At 56.9% G+C, this 16,494-nt stretch carries 13 protein-coding genes; 11 read left to right on the forward strand and 2 right to left on the reverse strand.

Translation table 11 applies throughout. The features are described 5' to 3' along the window. Window positions 1-263 precede the first annotated feature (263 nt). The 4 genes from JMN36_RS08240 (at window position 264) to JMN36_RS08255 (ending at window position 6,493) form a co-directional block, all read left to right on the forward strand. Complete coding sequence (locus tag JMN36_RS08240) at window positions 264-1,991, forward strand: glycerol-3-phosphate dehydrogenase/oxidase (protein ID WP_204087908.1); 1,728 nt, start codon at window positions 264-266, stop codon at window positions 1,989-1,991. Between the two features lies 1 nt (window position 1,992). Beyond that, on the forward strand, window positions 1,993-2,742 hold the full coding sequence (locus tag JMN36_RS08245; RefSeq protein ID WP_204087907.1) for an MIP/aquaporin family protein: 750 nt from the start codon (window positions 1,993-1,995) through the stop codon (window positions 2,740-2,742). A gap of 157 nt (window positions 2,743-2,899) precedes the next feature. Next, window positions 2,900-4,438: a glycerol kinase GlpK gene (gene glpK / locus JMN36_RS08250; protein ID WP_204087906.1), complete on the forward strand. Its 1,539-nt coding sequence runs from the start codon at window positions 2,900-2,902 to the stop codon at window positions 4,436-4,438. Window positions 4,439-5,332: 894 nt separating this feature from the next. Beyond that, window positions 5,333-6,493 carry an alpha/beta fold hydrolase gene (locus JMN36_RS08255; protein ID WP_204087905.1) on the forward strand — a complete coding sequence of 387 codons (1,161 nt, stop codon included), beginning with the start codon at window positions 5,333-5,335 and terminating at the stop codon, window positions 6,491-6,493. A gap of 205 nt (window positions 6,494-6,698) precedes the next feature. Here JMN36_RS08255 and serS read toward each other — a convergent pair whose 3' ends face one another. After that, window positions 6,699-7,970: a serine--tRNA ligase gene (gene serS, locus JMN36_RS08260; protein WP_204087904.1), complete on the reverse strand. Its 1,272-nt coding sequence runs from the start codon at window positions 7,968-7,970 to the stop codon at window positions 6,699-6,701. A 187-nt stretch (window positions 7,971-8,157) separates the two neighbouring features. On the opposite strand from serS, the gene JMN36_RS08265 reads away from it, so the two are divergent. The 7 genes from JMN36_RS08265 (at window position 8,158) to JMN36_RS08295 (ending at window position 15,077) form a co-directional block, all read left to right on the forward strand. Continuing rightward, window positions 8,158-9,189 (forward strand): septum formation family protein, encoded by a 1,032-nt coding sequence (locus tag JMN36_RS08265; RefSeq protein ID WP_204087903.1) that lies wholly within the window; start codon window positions 8,158-8,160, stop codon window positions 9,187-9,189. Window positions 9,190-9,197: 8 nt separating this feature from the next. Further along, on the forward strand, window positions 9,198-9,545 hold the full coding sequence (locus tag JMN36_RS08270) for a metallopeptidase family protein (protein ID WP_204087902.1): 348 nt from the start codon (window positions 9,198-9,200) through the stop codon (window positions 9,543-9,545). A gap of 221 nt (window positions 9,546-9,766) precedes the next feature. Further along, window positions 9,767-11,116 (forward strand): aspartate aminotransferase family protein, encoded by a 1,350-nt coding sequence (locus tag JMN36_RS08275; RefSeq protein ID WP_204087901.1) that lies wholly within the window; start codon window positions 9,767-9,769, stop codon window positions 11,114-11,116. Window positions 11,117-11,227: 111 nt separating this feature from the next. Further along, window positions 11,228-12,028 carry an SDR family NAD(P)-dependent oxidoreductase gene (locus JMN36_RS08280; protein ID WP_236881768.1) on the forward strand — a complete coding sequence of 267 codons (801 nt, stop codon included), beginning with the start codon at window positions 11,228-11,230 and terminating at the stop codon, window positions 12,026-12,028. 68 nt (window positions 12,029-12,096) lie between these two features. After that, window positions 12,097-12,690: a gamma carbonic anhydrase family protein gene (locus tag JMN36_RS08285; RefSeq protein WP_204087900.1), complete on the forward strand. Its 594-nt coding sequence runs from the start codon at window positions 12,097-12,099 to the stop codon at window positions 12,688-12,690. 1 nt (window position 12,691) lies between these two features. Next, entirely contained in the window at window positions 12,692-13,018 is a 327-nt protein-coding gene (locus JMN36_RS08290) for a hypothetical protein (protein WP_204087899.1), read from the forward strand. Window positions 13,019-13,538: 520 nt separating this feature from the next. Further along, window positions 13,539-15,077, forward strand: a complete 1,539-nt coding sequence (locus tag JMN36_RS08295) for a condensation domain-containing protein (protein WP_221924211.1) — start codon at window positions 13,539-13,541, stop codon at window positions 15,075-15,077. Here JMN36_RS08295 and JMN36_RS08300 read toward each other — a convergent pair. After that, the gene (locus tag JMN36_RS08300; protein ID WP_221924212.1) at window positions 15,074-16,492 is read right to left on the reverse strand and encodes a condensation domain-containing protein; all 1,419 of its coding nucleotides are present in this window, start codon (window positions 16,490-16,492) and stop codon (window positions 15,074-15,076) included. The genes JMN36_RS08295 and JMN36_RS08300 overlap by 4 nt on opposite strands. Window positions 16,493-16,494: the final 2 nt, after the last annotated feature.

A 16,494-nucleotide genomic window follows, 5' to 3' on the forward strand; every position in this document is an offset into this window, starting at 1 on the left:
CGTAGTTCACACAGGGAAACTACTACCTACGCGACCGTAGGTAGAAGCTCACGCAGGTCCGCACCAGATGATAGCGTCGACACCGTAAATAATGTGACCTTCACATCTCATGGAGTGAGTACGAGAGCTACGTAACACAACGACGGTGAAAACCCCTCCTGATCCAGACCCCTGGCACCAACAAGGAGGACGAATCACCTCTACACAGTGCTACATTCCAGCTCTTTCACACGTGCTCAGCTTGAAGGAGGAACCTAGCAACTATGGCAATCTCAGCCACTAGCACTTCACTGAACAAAGAACAGCGCGAACAAGCGTGGGAAGATTTCGGTAAAGAGCACTACGACATGGTCATCATCGGCGGAGGATCCGTCGGGGCCGGTACAGCACTAGACGCCGCAACTCGTGGTTTGAAAGTCGCCGTTCTGGAAACCCGCGACTTCGCTGGAGGCACCTCCTCACGCTCGTCCAAGATGTTCCACGGCGGACTCCGTTACCTCGCCATGCTGGACTTCCGGCTTGTTGCCGAGGGGCTTCGCGAGCGCGAGCTCAGCATGTCCGGCCTGGCCCCACACCTGGTCAAGCCGCTGAAATTCATCTTCCCGCTGGAGCACCGCATCTGGCAGCGCCCGTTCATGGCGTCGGGCTTCATGTTGTACGACCTCATGGGCGGCGCAAAGTCCGTGCCGATGCAGAAGCACTACACCCGCAAGGGCATGCTCAAGCTCTCCCCCGGGTTGAAGGAAGACGCACTCGTTGGCGGTGTTCGTTACTTCGACACCCTCGTTGACGACGCCCGCCACACCATGACCGTCCTGCGCACTGCGGCAGAGTTCGGCGCAACAATCCGCCCCTCCACCCAGGTCGTCGATTTCGAGAAGGACGGGGACCGAATCACCGGCGCGAAGATCGTCGACACTGATTCTGGCCGCACAACCACCATTCACGGATCGGTATTTGTCAACGCCACCGGCATTTGGAATGACGAGATCGAAAAGCTCGCCGGTGTCGAGGGCAAATTCCACGTTCACACCTCCAAGGGTGTTCACATCGTTGTCCCGAAGTCGGTCTTGCCTGGCGACGTTGCTCTCACGTTCGTCACGGAAAAGTCCGTTCTCTTCGTGATCCCGTGGGGTGAGTACTGGATCATCGGTACCACCGACACCGACTGGACCATGAACCTGGCTAATCCCGCACCGACGCGGGCCGATATCGACTACATCTTGGAGCACATTAACGCCAAGGTGAAGCGCCAGATCACGTACGACGACATCGTCGGCGTGTACGCGGGACTCCGCCCGCTGGTTGCTGGTTCCTCGGACTCGACGACGAACCTGTCGCGTAACCACGCCGTCGCCCGCGTTGCCCCTGGTCTCGTGTCTGTGGCTGGCGGTAAGTACACGACCTACCGCGTGATCGGTGCCGATACGGTCGACGCCGCCAAGGAAGACATTCCGTTCGATGTTCCGGATTCGGTCACCACGGATGTTCCGCTCCTCGGTGCCGACGGCTACCACGCACTGGCCAACCAGATCCCGCAGCTGGCCAAGCGGCTGGGAATCTCCGAAAAGACCGTGGAGCACCTGCTCAACCGCTATGGTTCGCTCATCTACGAAGTTCTGGCACCTGCCGACAAGGACAAGTCCCTGCTTGAGCCAATCCCGGGCGCACCGGCCTACTTGATGGCTGAAGCGCTGTATGCAGCTACCCACGAGGGTGCTGCTCACCTGGAGGACATCCTTCACCGCCGTATGCGCCTCGCGATGGAATATGACCACCGTGGCGTCGAATGTGCGGAAGCCGTCTCCAAGCTGGTTGCGGACACGATGGGCTGGGATGAAAAGGCCCGCAAGGAAGAGATCAAGGTCTTCACGGATCGTGTCGAGGCTCAGAAGAAGGCTGAAAAAGAGCTAACCGACGAGTCCGCTAACAAGATCGAGGCGAGCGTCGAAGATACTCGCCCGGACGTCGATACTTCTCAGGACAGGTGAGATGGAAACGCTAACAGGCCCCCAAGCCATGGGGTGGGAATTCTTCGGCACGATGATGCTGATGCTGTTTGGTAACGGTGTGTGTGCCGCGGTCAATCTCCGAACGTCCACGGCTCGCAACACCAACTGGCTGACCATTGCTTTTGGCTGGGGTCTCGCAGTGTTTATCGGCGCGAGTATCGCTGATAAAACCGGTGGCCACCTGAACCCGGCCGTCACCTTGTCCCTTGCTATCGACGACAAACTCGAGTGGTCACTCGTCCCCTGGTACTTCGGCGGACAGATGCTCGGCGCGATGGCTGGTGCGTTCCTAGCGTGGGCAGCATTCAAGCAATTGTTTGATGCCAACAACCTGGATGAGAACGGCAATAACGTCAAGGGAAATGCCACCACGCAAGGCATTTTCTTCACCGTCCCCGCTCATCCCAACAACTTTTGGAATGCACTAACAGAGTTCATCGCCACATACTCATTGTTGGTCTTCATTCTCCTCGGTCCTTCCGGTGGAGACTTGGGACCGCTCAAGTACTTCGGCGTTGCGTTCATCATCGTCGCTATCGGTTTGTCCCTCGGTACACCCACCGGGTACGCGATTAACCCCGTGCGTGACCTTGGCCCGCGCCTGATGTACGCCTTTGTACTGCCCATTAAGGACAAAGGCGCAGCACAGTGGGCATACGCTTGGGTTCCGATCGTCGGACCGATGCTCGGTGCTGTCGCCGCCGGCCTCACCGCCGTAGCCCTCGGATAAATCATGAATACAGTGCGCTCCGCCCGACCCCTCAGTGTCGCCCGGGGCGCGCTTGTATATACGCGAAGGAACAGCACTCCCCTCAACAGCCCCATCAGTTACCACTAACACACGCAAGACAACTCAGTAACTATCCAACACACATTTTGGAGATCCCATGCCAGAGAAATATGTAGCAGCCATCGACCAGGGAACCACCTCCACCCGGTGCATTCTTTTCCGCCACGATGGGTCGATTGCCACCGTCGCCCAGTTCGAGCACAAGCAGATCTTCCCGAAGAAGGGCTGGGTTGAGCACGATGCCAACGAAATCTGGAACAATACCCGGCGCGCAGTCGGTGAAGCCATGGCGGAACTGGACATTTCCGTCAACGACGTCGTTTCTGTCGGCATTACCAACCAGCGTGAAACGACGGTGGTGTGGGACAAGAACACCGGAGAGCCCGTCTACAACGCGATCGTGTGGCAGGACACCCGCACTAATGACATTGCACAGCGGCTTGCTGGCGACGAAGGACCGGACCGTTGGCGCAAGACCACAGGTGTTCGCCTGAATTCGTACCCCGCCGGCCCCAAAATTATGTGGATTTTGGAGAACGTGGATGGTGCCCGCGAGAAAGCGGAAAAAGGTGATCTCTTCTTCGGAACGATCGACACCTGGCTCTTGTGGAACCTCACCGGCGGCGTCGACGGCGACAACGGCAACCCTGCTTTACACGTCACCGATGTGACCAACGCGTCCCGTACGTCGCTCATGGACCTCAAGACGCTGCAGTGGGATGAAGACCTGTGCAAGGCGATGGATATTCCGATGTCCATGCTTCCCGAAATCCGCCCATCGATCGGCGATTTCCGCACGGTACGCGCCCGCGGTTCACTCGCTGGCGTCCCCATTCGAGGTGTCCTCGGTGACCAGCAAGCCGCTATGTTCGGTCAGTGCTGTTTCGGAAATGGCGACGCAAAGAACACCTACGGGACAGGCTTGTTCCTGTTGCTCAACACTGGTTCAAAGCCTAAGTGGAGTGACAACGGCTTGATCTCCACCGTGTGCTACCAGATTGAGAATCAAAAGCCGGTCTACGCACTCGAGGGATCGGTCGCCATGGGCGGCTCCCTGGTGCAGTGGCTTCGTGACAACCTTCAGCTGATTCCTAATGCAGCCGCTGTTGAGAACATGGCCAAGTCCGTGGAGGACAACGGAGGCGTGTACTTCGTTCCTGCTTTCTCGGGTCTTTTTGCTCCGCGGTGGCGTCCCGATGCCCGTGGTGTCATCGTCGGACTAACGCGTTTTGCCAACCGCAATCACCTCGCCCGTGCCGTTCTTGAAGCAACCGCGTACCAAACCCGCGAGGTGCTTGATGCCATGGTTTCGGACTCAGGCGTAGATATTAATTCCCTGAAAGTCGACGGAGGAATGGTTATGAACGAATTCCTCATGCAATTCCAGTCCGACATCATCAACACCGAGGTCGTTCGTCCTAAGAACATTGAGACCACCGCACTGGGTGCAGCGTACGCGGCTGGTCTGTCCGCTGGGTTCTGGGATTCACTCAATGAGCTCAAGGAACAGAGCACTGTGGACAAGGTGTGGAAGCCGAAGATGGGCGAAGACGAGCGGAAGCAGCTCTACAGCGATTGGAACCGCGCCGTCGAACGCACCTACAACTGGGAGGAGAGCACCAACGAGCCCAGCTAAGTAGTAGGCCATTGAAGCGGGCTCTCTATCTTGAGCCCGTTAATCGTGGAGCCCGGGGATTATTCGTAATTCTTCTCCGGCTCCCCCGGTTATTTAATTCACAATTTTGTTCAAGCTGTTTTTCGATCGCATCGGGGCATAGAAGTACGCCCGACATCGTTTATTCACTGTTACATATATCCCTACGTGACAACATTCACCAGACATTGCTTTTGTCGCGTCCACATTCTTTAGCGTGAAACTCCATTTTGAGATAGAGCACAACCCATCGAGTTAATCGTCGTTCAGGTGTGTCATTTCTTACTCTCTCACCACAGCCTATCGCTCACGTATGCGTGACCCGATTTTTACTTTCACGGGAAAATAAGCACCCAGTCACCCCCGATTATTCACCGCATGATCACCCTCTCGGCCACGCTTTAATCTCACCATCAGATGTTTCTTCTACCTGGAAAAACGCGAAATAGTGCTGCACTTCCAGGCTGCACAAGGGCGAGCCGAAGCATCTCACCTCCCACTCAACTCATCGGCAGGGACAGCGGATATCTCAGTTCATTACACTTCAGCCCCACACGGGGGTAGAACTGAAAATTTTTTCTTCGTCAAACTTCTGAAGTGCATTAGTATTTTCTTTAGCGATATCTACCGATTGAATCAATACTCAGGTTGGGAGCATCCGCCAGAGGAATAAAAACAGTGAGGCCTCCGTCGAGGAGAAAACTCGATATAGCAAACTTCAAGCCTCCGCTTTTCTCCCGCTCTAAGAAGTTCCCCACCGTGAAAAATTGAGATATCGGATAGATGAAGTGGTTAATTATCGCTCTAGCTGTCTACTAGAACCGTGAGAATTAACCGCGCCGACCATTGTTCATTTCTCCCCACACGAGGTTAAAAATGTCGTCCCTCAAGAAGGCCAGCGGCGCCGCTGTTCTCTCGCTTGCAGTGATCTTCGGTTCGGGCACCATTGCCGCCGCCGAAGCCAACCCCGACGGAGTCGTACGCACCTACAACACCTACCCCGGCCGCATCACCGGCATGGTCGCCCCCGACGCTCAGGTCACTGACGGCACGTTCACGTCGACCGATGGCAAAGGCACCCAGATCTACTGGAAGAAAAACATCATTCCCAACGCCAAGGGAAACATCGCTCTCATCCACGGTCTGGCGGAGAACCAACAACGTTACGACTACATCGCGTATCGCTTAAATTTGGCCGGGTATAACGTTTACCGCCTGGACCACCGCGGTCACGGCCGTTCTGCAGAGCCGTACAACAACGTTCATAAGGGGCTGATCGATAACTTCAACTACGTTATCGATGACATGAAGCAGCTCGTCGATATGATCCATCACGAGCAGTCCGGCAAGGTATACATGATGGGCCACTCCATGGGCGCCATGGCAACTCAGATGTATTCAGTGGTCTACCCCGACACCATCGACGCGACGGTGACCAACGGCGGTGGTGTACCGGTCAACAACTACGGCGAGAACACGCTGATGCCGGAGTACAAGCACGCCGATGGCCAGTCCTACCCGTTCTTCGTCGGGCCGTACCTGCCGAACGACGGTAAGCGGCCGTTTGAACCACTCGACGCCATGCTGGGATATAACGTCCAGGGCGTTCTGGACCAGTTCGGCGTGAAGTTGCCACCGGACGCGGGCAAGCCGATCGAATCCCCTGAGCCGCTCAAGAATGTCGATGTACCTAATTCCTTTAAGCTCGGTGTCGTCTCGGATCCGGATGTTCGTGACCAGCTCTCTAACGATCCGCTCAACAGCAAGACGCTGAACGTATCGACGCTGTACCAGATAGCATCTGCCCTGCTCTACACCGGAGCGCACGCTAAGAACTACACGAAGCCGACGCTCATTATGCACGGCGATACCGACGGGTTGGTTCCCTACCCGCTCGATATCAACTGGTACAACGCAGTCGGATCCACCGACAAGCACATGGTCCTGTGGAAGGGATCCATGCATGAAACGATGAACGAGCCCTCCCGCGACGAAGTCATCGACCGCGCAATCGGCTTCATCGACTCGCACAACTAAGCACTCGCGGGTCGCGTACCTCCCCGTAAATACGTACAGGTTACGTTCTCTTGAACGAACGCAACCTGTCTCTTTCACAAAGCTTTCCGTTATATGAGACGTTGCATTCGCCCCACGCGGAGAGCTTTGTTGGACTTTAACTACACTAACCTCTTTTTCACTACATCATTCCGACAGACAGCCGGTGAAGAGCGCTAATCCCGCGTTACTTCACCGGCTTCAGCACTTCTTGACCGACGTATGGCTGCAACGCCGCCGGGACCTTCACCGACCCGTCCGCCTGCTGGTTGTTCTCCAAAATGGCCACCAACCAGCGCGTCGTCGCTAAGGTGCCATTAAGCGTCGCCGCAATCTGCGTCTTATTGTTCTCATCGCGGTAGCGGATCCCCAGCCGACGAGCCTGGAATGTGGTGCAGTTACTGGTCGACGTTAATTCGCGATACGTATTCTGCGTCGGCACCCATGCCTCAGTATCGAACTTCCGCGCTGCCGAGGAGCCTAAATCACCACCAGCAACGTCGATAATGCGATACGGAACCTCGACGGCGGCGAGCATCTCTCGCTCCATTCTTAATAGCTTCTGGTGTTCGGCGGCCGCGTCCTCCGGTTTGCAGTAGCTGAACATTTCGACCTTGTCGAACTGGTGCACGCGAAGAATTCCCCGCGTGTCCTTGCCGTATGATCCAGCCTCACGACGGAAGCACGAGGACCAGCCTGCGTAGCGCTTCGGACCAACGGAAAGATCGATAATCTCCTTGCTGTGGTAGCCCGCTAACGCAACTTCGGAGGTGCCCACCAAGTACTGGTTATCCTCCTGCAAGTAGTAAATCTCGTCGGCGTGCTGCCCCAGGAAACCGGTGCCCGACATCGACTCCGGATTAACAATGACTGGGGTGATCATCAGTTCAAACCCGTGCTGCACGGCCTTCTGTGCAGCAAGCTGAAGCATACCGAGCTGCAGCAGAGCACCTGCACCTTTGAGGAAGTAAAAGCGCGAACCCGATACTTTCGCACCGCGCTCCATATCGATAATCCCCAGGGATTCTCCGAGCTCGAGGTGGTCTTTCGGCTCGAAGTCGAATTGCGGCGGGGTCCCCACTTTTTCGAGAACGACGAAATCTTCCTCCCCGCCGGCCGGTGCGCCTTCCACGATATTGGAGATCTGCATCTGTAGGTCGTGAACCGAAGCTTCAGCAACGCGCTGAGCTTCTTCTTTTTCCTTCACGACGTTGGACAGTTCCGTTCCCCGGGCGCGCAGGCTCTCTTTTTCCTCGGGGGATGCGTCGCGCATCTTCTTGCCCATGGATTTTGTGTAGGCCTTGTGTTCTGTGCGTGCGGCGTCGGCAGCGGAAATAGCCTCACGTCGGGCCTGGTCAGCCTGGAGGAGTTGGTCGACGAGGCCGGGGTCTTCGCCACGGGTGCGCTGGGATTCACGTACACGGTCGGGGTCATCACGAAGCTGTTTCAGATCAATCACAGCATTAGCTTAATGGTTTTAGGGCTGTCCAGCTTCAACCGGTCAAAAAGCAAACAAGTAAGGTACAGGAATAGTACTGGAATAATAATAAGTAGTGGGCCTCATGTGGCAGCACATGCCGCGAATATACGTCGATCGCTATTAGTCAACGACCCCTAGCCAACGACCCCGGAAACGAAGGTGACGCATGAAACCGACAGTCCGACGTTCCTCAGTCATTGTCGGCCTCGTCGCACTCCTCTGTGGCGGATCAGCCGCGGGCACTTTTACCTACGCCCAGGAAAAGCATTCCGATTCCGCGTCGAATACCCCCCAAACGGCACCAGGGGAAGATAAGGAATCGAAACAGAAGTCCTTTACTAATGCTGACGCTGGGCAGTGTTTGGATTGGAAGACCTCATCCGACGGCACTGTGTCGGATTTCCAAACTGTCGACTGCGCCAAGTCTCACCGCTTCGAGGTATCTCACCGGGAGAATTTGGCGGCTTATCCGGCCAGTGAATTCGGGTCGAACGCCGGTATGCCCAGCCGGAAGCGCCAAGCAGAGTTGAGTGATGAATTGTGTAAACAGCCCACGCTCAGTTACCTGGGCGGGAAGTTTGATCCCACGGGGCGGTTCACTATTGCTCCCATTTTGCCGCCGCAGAAGTCGTGGGCAGATGGTGACCGGACGCTGTTGTGTGGCCTCCAGGTGACGGGGAACGATGGCCACGCCAGTACGATTACGGGCAAAGCCGCTGATCAGGACCAATCTCCCGTGTTTAAGCCTGGCGAGTGCGTCGCTGTTACAGAAAAGAAGGACGATAACCAGAACAAACAAACTGACGGTGATACGTCCGTGGATGCCACCGCTCAGGTTGTGGATTGTAATGCTGATCACCAATATGAGGTCACGGATATCGTCGATCTGGGTGAAAAGTTCAAAGAATACCCGTCCACTGAAGATCAAAATGAGTATCTCAATAAGCGGTGTACTGATTCGGTCACAGCATTCATCGGGGGCGATGACAAGCTCTACAACTCCACGCTTGAACCGTTCTGGACGACGCTCACGGAGGATTCCTGGAAGGGTGGCTCCCGGAACGTCAATTGCTCTCTGATTAAAACGGGAGACAATAACTCCCTATCCACTTTGAAGGGCTCTGCAAAGGGTGAATTCACTATCAATGGCAATCCGCCCCCGCCACAGCCGAGCCGTGCACCTAAACGAGGAAATTAGGTTCCGTCATGATCTCCGTATCTGATGAAAGGTTCGACGAGCTCATCGACAAGGGCATTGACCTCATTCCCGAATCACTCCTACGCAATATGAATAATGTTGCGTTGGTTGTCGAACCGTGGAACCGCGACAATCCCAACACCCTGGGCCTGTATGAGGGGGTCGCTCTCACCCGGCGGACGTCGTCGTATAGCTTTGCTCTCCCCGACAAAATCACGATTTATAAAGAAGCGATCTGTGCCTACTGCAATTCGGAAGAGGAATTGGTCCGCCAGGTTGCTGTCACCGTCGTCCATGAAATTGGGCATCATTTCGGTATCGACGACGACCGTCTGCATGAACTCGGATGGGCGTAGGGGCGGATCTCCCGGCGCGAGGACCACATGGCCCGGCGCGATGACTACCCACGCGATAGCCGCCCAATTGTAAACATTTGTTAACGCAAGGGATTAAAAGCCACTTTTTCCGTTAGACTCAGCGGAGCCGGTGCGTTGCGGAGTCCTACCCGGGTCCCACCTGGGCCCTACCCAGCGACGACACGGCACATCTTTTTGACCCGACACCATGGAGGTTTACGGTGCCAGTACCCCAGTCCGACGTTGGTCGACGCGCCTATAACGACGATCGAGCCCACGTTTTCCATTCGTGGTCTGCACAGGCGGAGTTGGATCCGATTGTCATGGAATCGGCCCACGGTTCCTACATCGTGGATGCAGATAAAAAGGAATATATCGACTTTTCTTCGCAGCTGGTCTACACGAGTATTGGCCACCAGCACCCGAAGGTCGTACAGGCCATCAAGGAGCAGGCGGACCAACTGTGCACCATCGCTCCGGCGTACGCGAATGATAAGCGTTCGGAGGCCGCGCGTCTGATCACGTCGCACTTGCCCGATCACCTCAACAAGGTGTTGTTCACGAACGGTGGCGCGGATGCCGTCGAGCACGCTATCCGTTTGGCACGTCTGCACACGGGCCGCTACAAGGTGTTGTCGCGTTTCAGGGGCTACCACGGCGCAACCCAGATCGCCATGAACATTTCGGGCGATAACCGTCGGTGGAGAAATGACTACGGAACGTCGGGCGCGGTTCACTTCTTCGGGCCCTTCTTGTATCGCAGCCAATTCCACGCGACTACGGAAGAGGAAGAATGCCAGCGCGCCCTCGAGTACTTGGATAACCTCATCGCGTTTGAGGGGCCGGAGTTGTTCGCCGCGTTCATCATGGAGACGATTCCCGGAACTGCGGGAATTATGCCGCCGCCGGCGGGATACTGGCAGGGCGTCCGCGAAATTTGCGATAAATACGGCATTGTCATGATTTGCGACGAGGTCATGGCTGGTTTCGGCCGGACCGGCAACTGGTTCGCTTTCGAAGAGTTCGGTGCGAAACCGGACCTGGTGACCTTCGCCAAGGGTGTGAACTCGGGTTATGTCCCGTTGGGCGGCGTCGCAATCTCTGACGAGATCGCCGCCGATTTTGACCACACCCCCTACCCCGGCGGATTGACCTACTCTGGTCATGTTCTGGCAACCTCCGCTGCCGTGGCCACGATCAATGCCATGGACGAAGAAGGAATGGTTGAGAACGCCCGACGCCTGGGCGAGGACGTTTTCGGCCCTGCGTTGCGTGATTTGGCGGCGAAGCACCACAGCATCGGCGATATCCGAGGCCTTGGTTGCTTCTGGGCGGTCGAGCTGGTGAAGGACCAGGAAACCCGCGAGCCACTCGGTGCGTATGGAACCACCGCACCCGAAGTCAAGGAGCTCGTTGCGGAGTGCCGTGAGAACGGCTTGGTCGTGTTCCAAAACATGAACCGTATCCACATTTGCCCCGCCCTCAATATTCCCGACGACGTTGCTCGCCGGGGCCTTGAGATCCTGGATAAGGCGCTGACGACATTGGATCAAAAAGTCGCTATTCAGTAGTGGCGCGGTGGGGGCGCATTCCGTCGAGCGGGGCACGTGTGTCCCCCACGACCCGTACAATCTTTAACCTGTAAAACCCTTAAAAATAGTCGCAACTTTGGAGAATTATTTATGACATCACCTTCTAAAGACGCTTCTTCCGCTACCAATAACGATTCTGGCGCTCATGGCGAGGGCACCAAACCTGTAGCCGTCATTACGGGCGCAAGTTCCGGCATCGGCGCGGCGTCCGCAAAGGCGCTGGCCGACGCGGGATACACCGTCTACATCGGTGCCCGGCGCGTCGAGAAGCTAAAAGCCGTCGCCGAGGGTATTGACGCCGTCGCCCTGCCGCTGGACGTCACCGATCAGGAGAGCGTCGATAAGTTCTGTGAGCAGGTTCCGCGGTGTGACGTGTTGGTCAATAACGCTGGTGGGGCGCACGGTTCCGAGTCGATTGCCGACGCCAACGTCGAGGACTGGCAATGGATGTATGACACCAACGTGTTGGGCACGCTCCGGGTGACTCGTGCTCTGCTGCCCAAGGTTGAGGCCAGTGGCGATGGTCAGGTCATTAATATCAGTTCGATTGCCGGGCACGAGCCGTACCGCGGTGGAGCCGGATACAACGCCGCCAAGCATGCAGTGGCTGCTATGACGCGCGTGCTTCGCCTGGAGTTGCTGGGCAAGCCGGTTCGTGTGTGTGAGATTTGCCCCGGCCTTGTGAACACCGAATTCTCGACGGTTCGTTTTGGTGGCGATAAGGAGAAGGCCGACGCGGTCTACCGTGGCCTCGAGCCGATGGTTGCTGAGGACATTGCCGACGCTGTCGCTTGGATTGCGACGCGGCCGTCGCGGATGAATATTGACCACATCACGATCATGGCTCGCGACCAGGTCTCGGCACAGGAAGTCTATCGTCGCGAGGAGTAACGCTGCGAGAAGTAGACGTGGCTTGTGCCGGCTACCCCCCGGTTCTCGCGGCTTTCTAGTATGGAGATATGGAAAACTCGGCTTTCGCTCCACAAACGGCGTCGTCCACGGACGGTCCGCTACTTCTCCCCTTCAATGGGAAGCGGCCGCGAGTCCACCGGACCGCGTGGATTGCACCCAATGCCACATTGATTGGTGATGTTGAAATCGGTGCGCACTCCAGCGTGTATTACGGCTGCGTTCTGCGTGGCGATGTGAACTCGATTCGAATTGGGGAACGCACGAATATTCAGGACAACAGCGTTCTCCACGTCGATAGTGATGCGCCCTGCACACTGGGCGACGATGTCACCGTCGGACATATGGCGCTGGTGCATGGCTCCACTGTGGAAAATGGGGTGCTCGTGGGGATGAAATCTGCGTTGCTCTCCCACAGCGTGATCCACGAGGGGAGCTTGATCGCCGCTGCCGCAGTGGTGCTGGAAGGACAAGAAATCCCTGCACAGTCGCTTGCTGCGGGCGTTCCGGCGAAGGTCAAACGGCAGCTGGCCGATGAGCAGTCTCACTCATTTATTCCCCATGCTGCTCATTATGTGGAGAATGCGGAATCACAACCGCGCCGCGCCGAGTCGCTGAAGCCAGAAGACGTGTATTTTGACTGATATGGCAAAAACTAACTGGACTTTAAAGAAAGCCAAGTACGTTGATACGGCACCTATCGTTGCGACGGGCTTGATCGGCGGATGGATCACCGCGCGCGAAACTGGGATCCGGCCGCTGGGAGGCGTCGTTCTTGGTGCAGCTGGCCTCTATGCTGGGCGGACCTGGCTTGCTAAGAGAGGCCCGGCGAAGGCTGGAGCGCTCGGCGCCGCCTACTTGGCCGCGTTCGGGGCGTCGCACCCGCTAGCCAAGAAAATTGGGGCGTGGCCCTCTGTTCTGACAGTGGCGGGACTCACCGCTGCTGCGTCATACGTCGTCTCGGATATGTAACGAACGTCACTGCCATCTTGTGGATGGCATCCATCGACTGTCTCTTTGAGCTCACCGATAAGTCGGTGAGCAGGCAGTTTTCCTTCTTCTTGCAGCCTTCTCTTCATGCACGATTGTGTTGCAAATCATACGGCTAGGCCATTAAAAATCGTTCGAAATTGAAAATAGGCACTTGACGAGGCCGCCACGGCAACCTACGCTACCGAAACTTGAGAGTACAAACCTTTAGCTCATCTACGGTGTTTCGTTGTTCACCGTGGAGATAGAGAACCAGCGTGGCGTGGCAGCCTCCGCTTTCCGCGTCCTCGATTGACCCAAGAGAGCAGCATTGTTACTCGGGCTAGAAGCACCTACACAGTGCGCTCGCCCACATCGTGCAATCGCGTACTCAGTGCAGTAGCACGACTGCTCACAAGATAGTAGTGACAGCACTTCAGCTGGATAAGCACATCAATGTACTGACATAGCAGCAACGTACTGGCACAGAAGCACGGCAACAAGCAAAACGAAGGACGACACGATGGAATACACAGAACTAGCCGACTATCCCCTCCCCACCGGACAGCTATCCACCTGGGAATTTACCGACGACGCTAGCCAGTGGAGCGAGGACGAACGCAGCCTTTCCATCAACCACGAGGACCACCTCCGCGAAGTTCTCCGCGCTAAAAAGAACAATGCCGAGCAGGGACTTCCCTCCGTCTCCGAGGACTGGATCGGTGGAGCATTCGTTATCCATCAGCCACTGATTACCGACGCCTTCCGCGAGGCCCTCACCACATGGTTTAGCCGTCATGAGGCATACCGGACGACAGCCGTCGCTAATGACCACGACGAAGCGACCACGAGCTTTACACGCTACACGCTGGGTTCTACCGCAGTTGACGTATCCCGAAACGACTTCGGCGTCTACCACGACGACCAGCTCCTGCGCCACGAGATCCACCGGCATTTCGCTCAGCATGTCAATGGGATCGGATGGCCACACGTCACCGTCGCGACGATTGAGCCTGAGGCATCTGAAACCGAGGCATCTCAAGGCGAGGCGCGCGAATCTGAAACAGCGCAGGCCGATGCCGACCACGGACACACGCCCCAGGAATTCACCGTCATTTTCGCCGCTGACCACGCCGTGATGGACGCGTACACGCAGCTATTCACCATCGCCGAGCTCAGGGAACTCTACGCGGCAGCCGTCGATAAGCGGGAACCAACACTGCCGCCAGCAGGTTCTTATGTGGACTTTTGTGCGGGAGAGCGTGCGGTTACTGAGTCGGCGTCCGCTCGTGAGCGTGCGGTGGAGGAATGGAAAGAGTTCCTCACTACTAGTGCTGATGGGCACCTCGCACCGCCGGTGTTCCCGCTGCCTATCCGGTCGGGCGCGGAGGCGGAGTCGGCTACGCCGGCGGACCAGCACCGAGCACAGCACAGCATCTCCCAGTGGCTGCTCAACGAGAAGGACATCTCGGAGTTGGGTAAGCGCGCCAAAGCCAACGGTGGCTCGACCAAGTCGGCGCTTCTGACTGCTCTGAAGTTGGCGCTCACCGAGCTCTCGCCGGTGTCGTCGGCGCGGTATATCATGCCGATGCACACTCGTCACGAGCCCAAGTACATGCTCTCTGCCGGGTGGTTTGTTGGGCTCATGCCTGTCGACGATCCGCTCAATGGCGCGTCGAGCTTCACCGAGGCGTTTTCGGATACGGTCCAGGCGACGAAGCGGCACCGTGACCTCTCCGTCTACCCCTATGCCGCTGTGAGCGACGCATTGCACATCAACGAACCTCCTCGGTTCGTGATCTCGTACGTCGATACGCGATTCGTGCCGGGTGCTGGTACCTGGGGCGACCACGATCGCGTCCTCCGTAGCTCGGTGATGAGCGACGACGACATTTACATTTGGCTCAACCGCACTGGTGAGGGGCTCAACGTGTCGATGCGCTACCCCAATAACGCCCAGGCGGAAGAATCGATCGCTGCATTCCTGTCACGATTCGCTGCCATCATTCATAGCGTCGTGACGACGGGGGATTACGCGGTTGCTGTGCCCGTCCGCGCTTAGCCTGTCTGCGTTGAGGCGGTACCGGTTAACCGGCGAGTGAGATCGTCTACGCACTCGTCGAGTATTGCCTCTGCCTCGAGCGTTCCGGGATATTTCGCCCGTAGGGATAGACCTTTGTCGTTTCTGGTGAACCACAGCTGCACTGTTGCTGTAGGGGCGAGCGATGAAAAATACACGGCTCCGGGAATCTCTGCCGACCGGCCTGGTCCGGTGCGAAAATCGCTGTACGACACCATGAAGGGCTGCGGAGTCGGCATCACAGGGCGGAACGTTTCCATGACGATGTCCAGTGGGACGGTGACGGCGTTGATACCGTCGCGCAACCATTGGCGAACACCGTCGCTGTCCCCCGGCTCGGCAATGACGGGACCGTTGCTGACCATCCACCCCACGGTTCCGTGGTAGGGGCTCGACGACCGCCCGCGTGTGTGGATCGGGACCACGCATGGCAGGGATTCCGCACCCACCACGGTGTGCACGGAGCTGGCAAGAGTTGCCATGACCTCGGCAAACGTCCTCGTCGCAATCGGCCCGGTCATGTCTGCGGCTGGTACCAGAAGTTCGGTGCGGTGATGAGGAGTCACCGACTCAGTCGTCCCTAATTCGGCGGGGAAGCCCGGCACAACTCCACCGGTATCATCGAAGAAGCGCTTCCATACCGCAAGTGCGCGCTCCAATTCATCACTGTTAGCACTGTCATGCCAGCGAGCGGATGCTTCCCGTTCTTTTCGCACCACATCAATAAACGACGGGGCTGCGGCGGGATCGGGGGCTGTGGAGTTTTCTTCGTTCCCGTCAACGGTTCCGACATTTCCGTGAGCGGCCTCGGGGTTGTTATTAGTGTTTCCGAGCTTCTCTGCCGGTGAGGCCACAAGATCCCACAGACGGCGGAGAATGATGTGGATGCTCGCCATGTCCGCATGAAAATGGTCACTTGCTACAACGAGGCGATAGCCGCACAGGGCAAAAAAGAGCCCCGGTTTGTGCCCTGGAACGCAGGCCTTGTCGATCCTCGCCTCCACTTCGTGACGAATAGTTGAAGAATCTTCACGAGAATCAGTGCGGAATGCTTCGGTCGAGATAGATAGTTGATCATTCGACCACATTCTCTGGCTACCTTCGCTTTCCGACGGATCGGAGGGCACTAGCCGCAATGCGTCATAATCACCGATAAGAGTGCGGATTGCCTCCGCAATAGTGTCTACGTTCTTCTCTGTACCGACGAGAACACTAAGGGGGAGGATAAAAGATCCTGCAACCCACGATGGACGGCCACTCGCCCTTACGCTCTCCAGATGGTTACGTTGGTTAAGCGTCAGTGGAAAGACTTCCGAACCGGGACTTCCATCCCACTCCAGAACATACTGAGTACACGGACCTGAAAGGGCAATATCATCGAGGTAGCACACATCCACGT

Origin of the sequence: Corynebacterium pseudokroppenstedtii (genome assembly GCF_019754945.1) — a bacterium.
In the GTDB taxonomy this organism is placed as follows: domain Bacteria; phylum Actinomycetota; class Actinomycetes; order Mycobacteriales; family Mycobacteriaceae; genus Corynebacterium; species Corynebacterium pseudokroppenstedtii.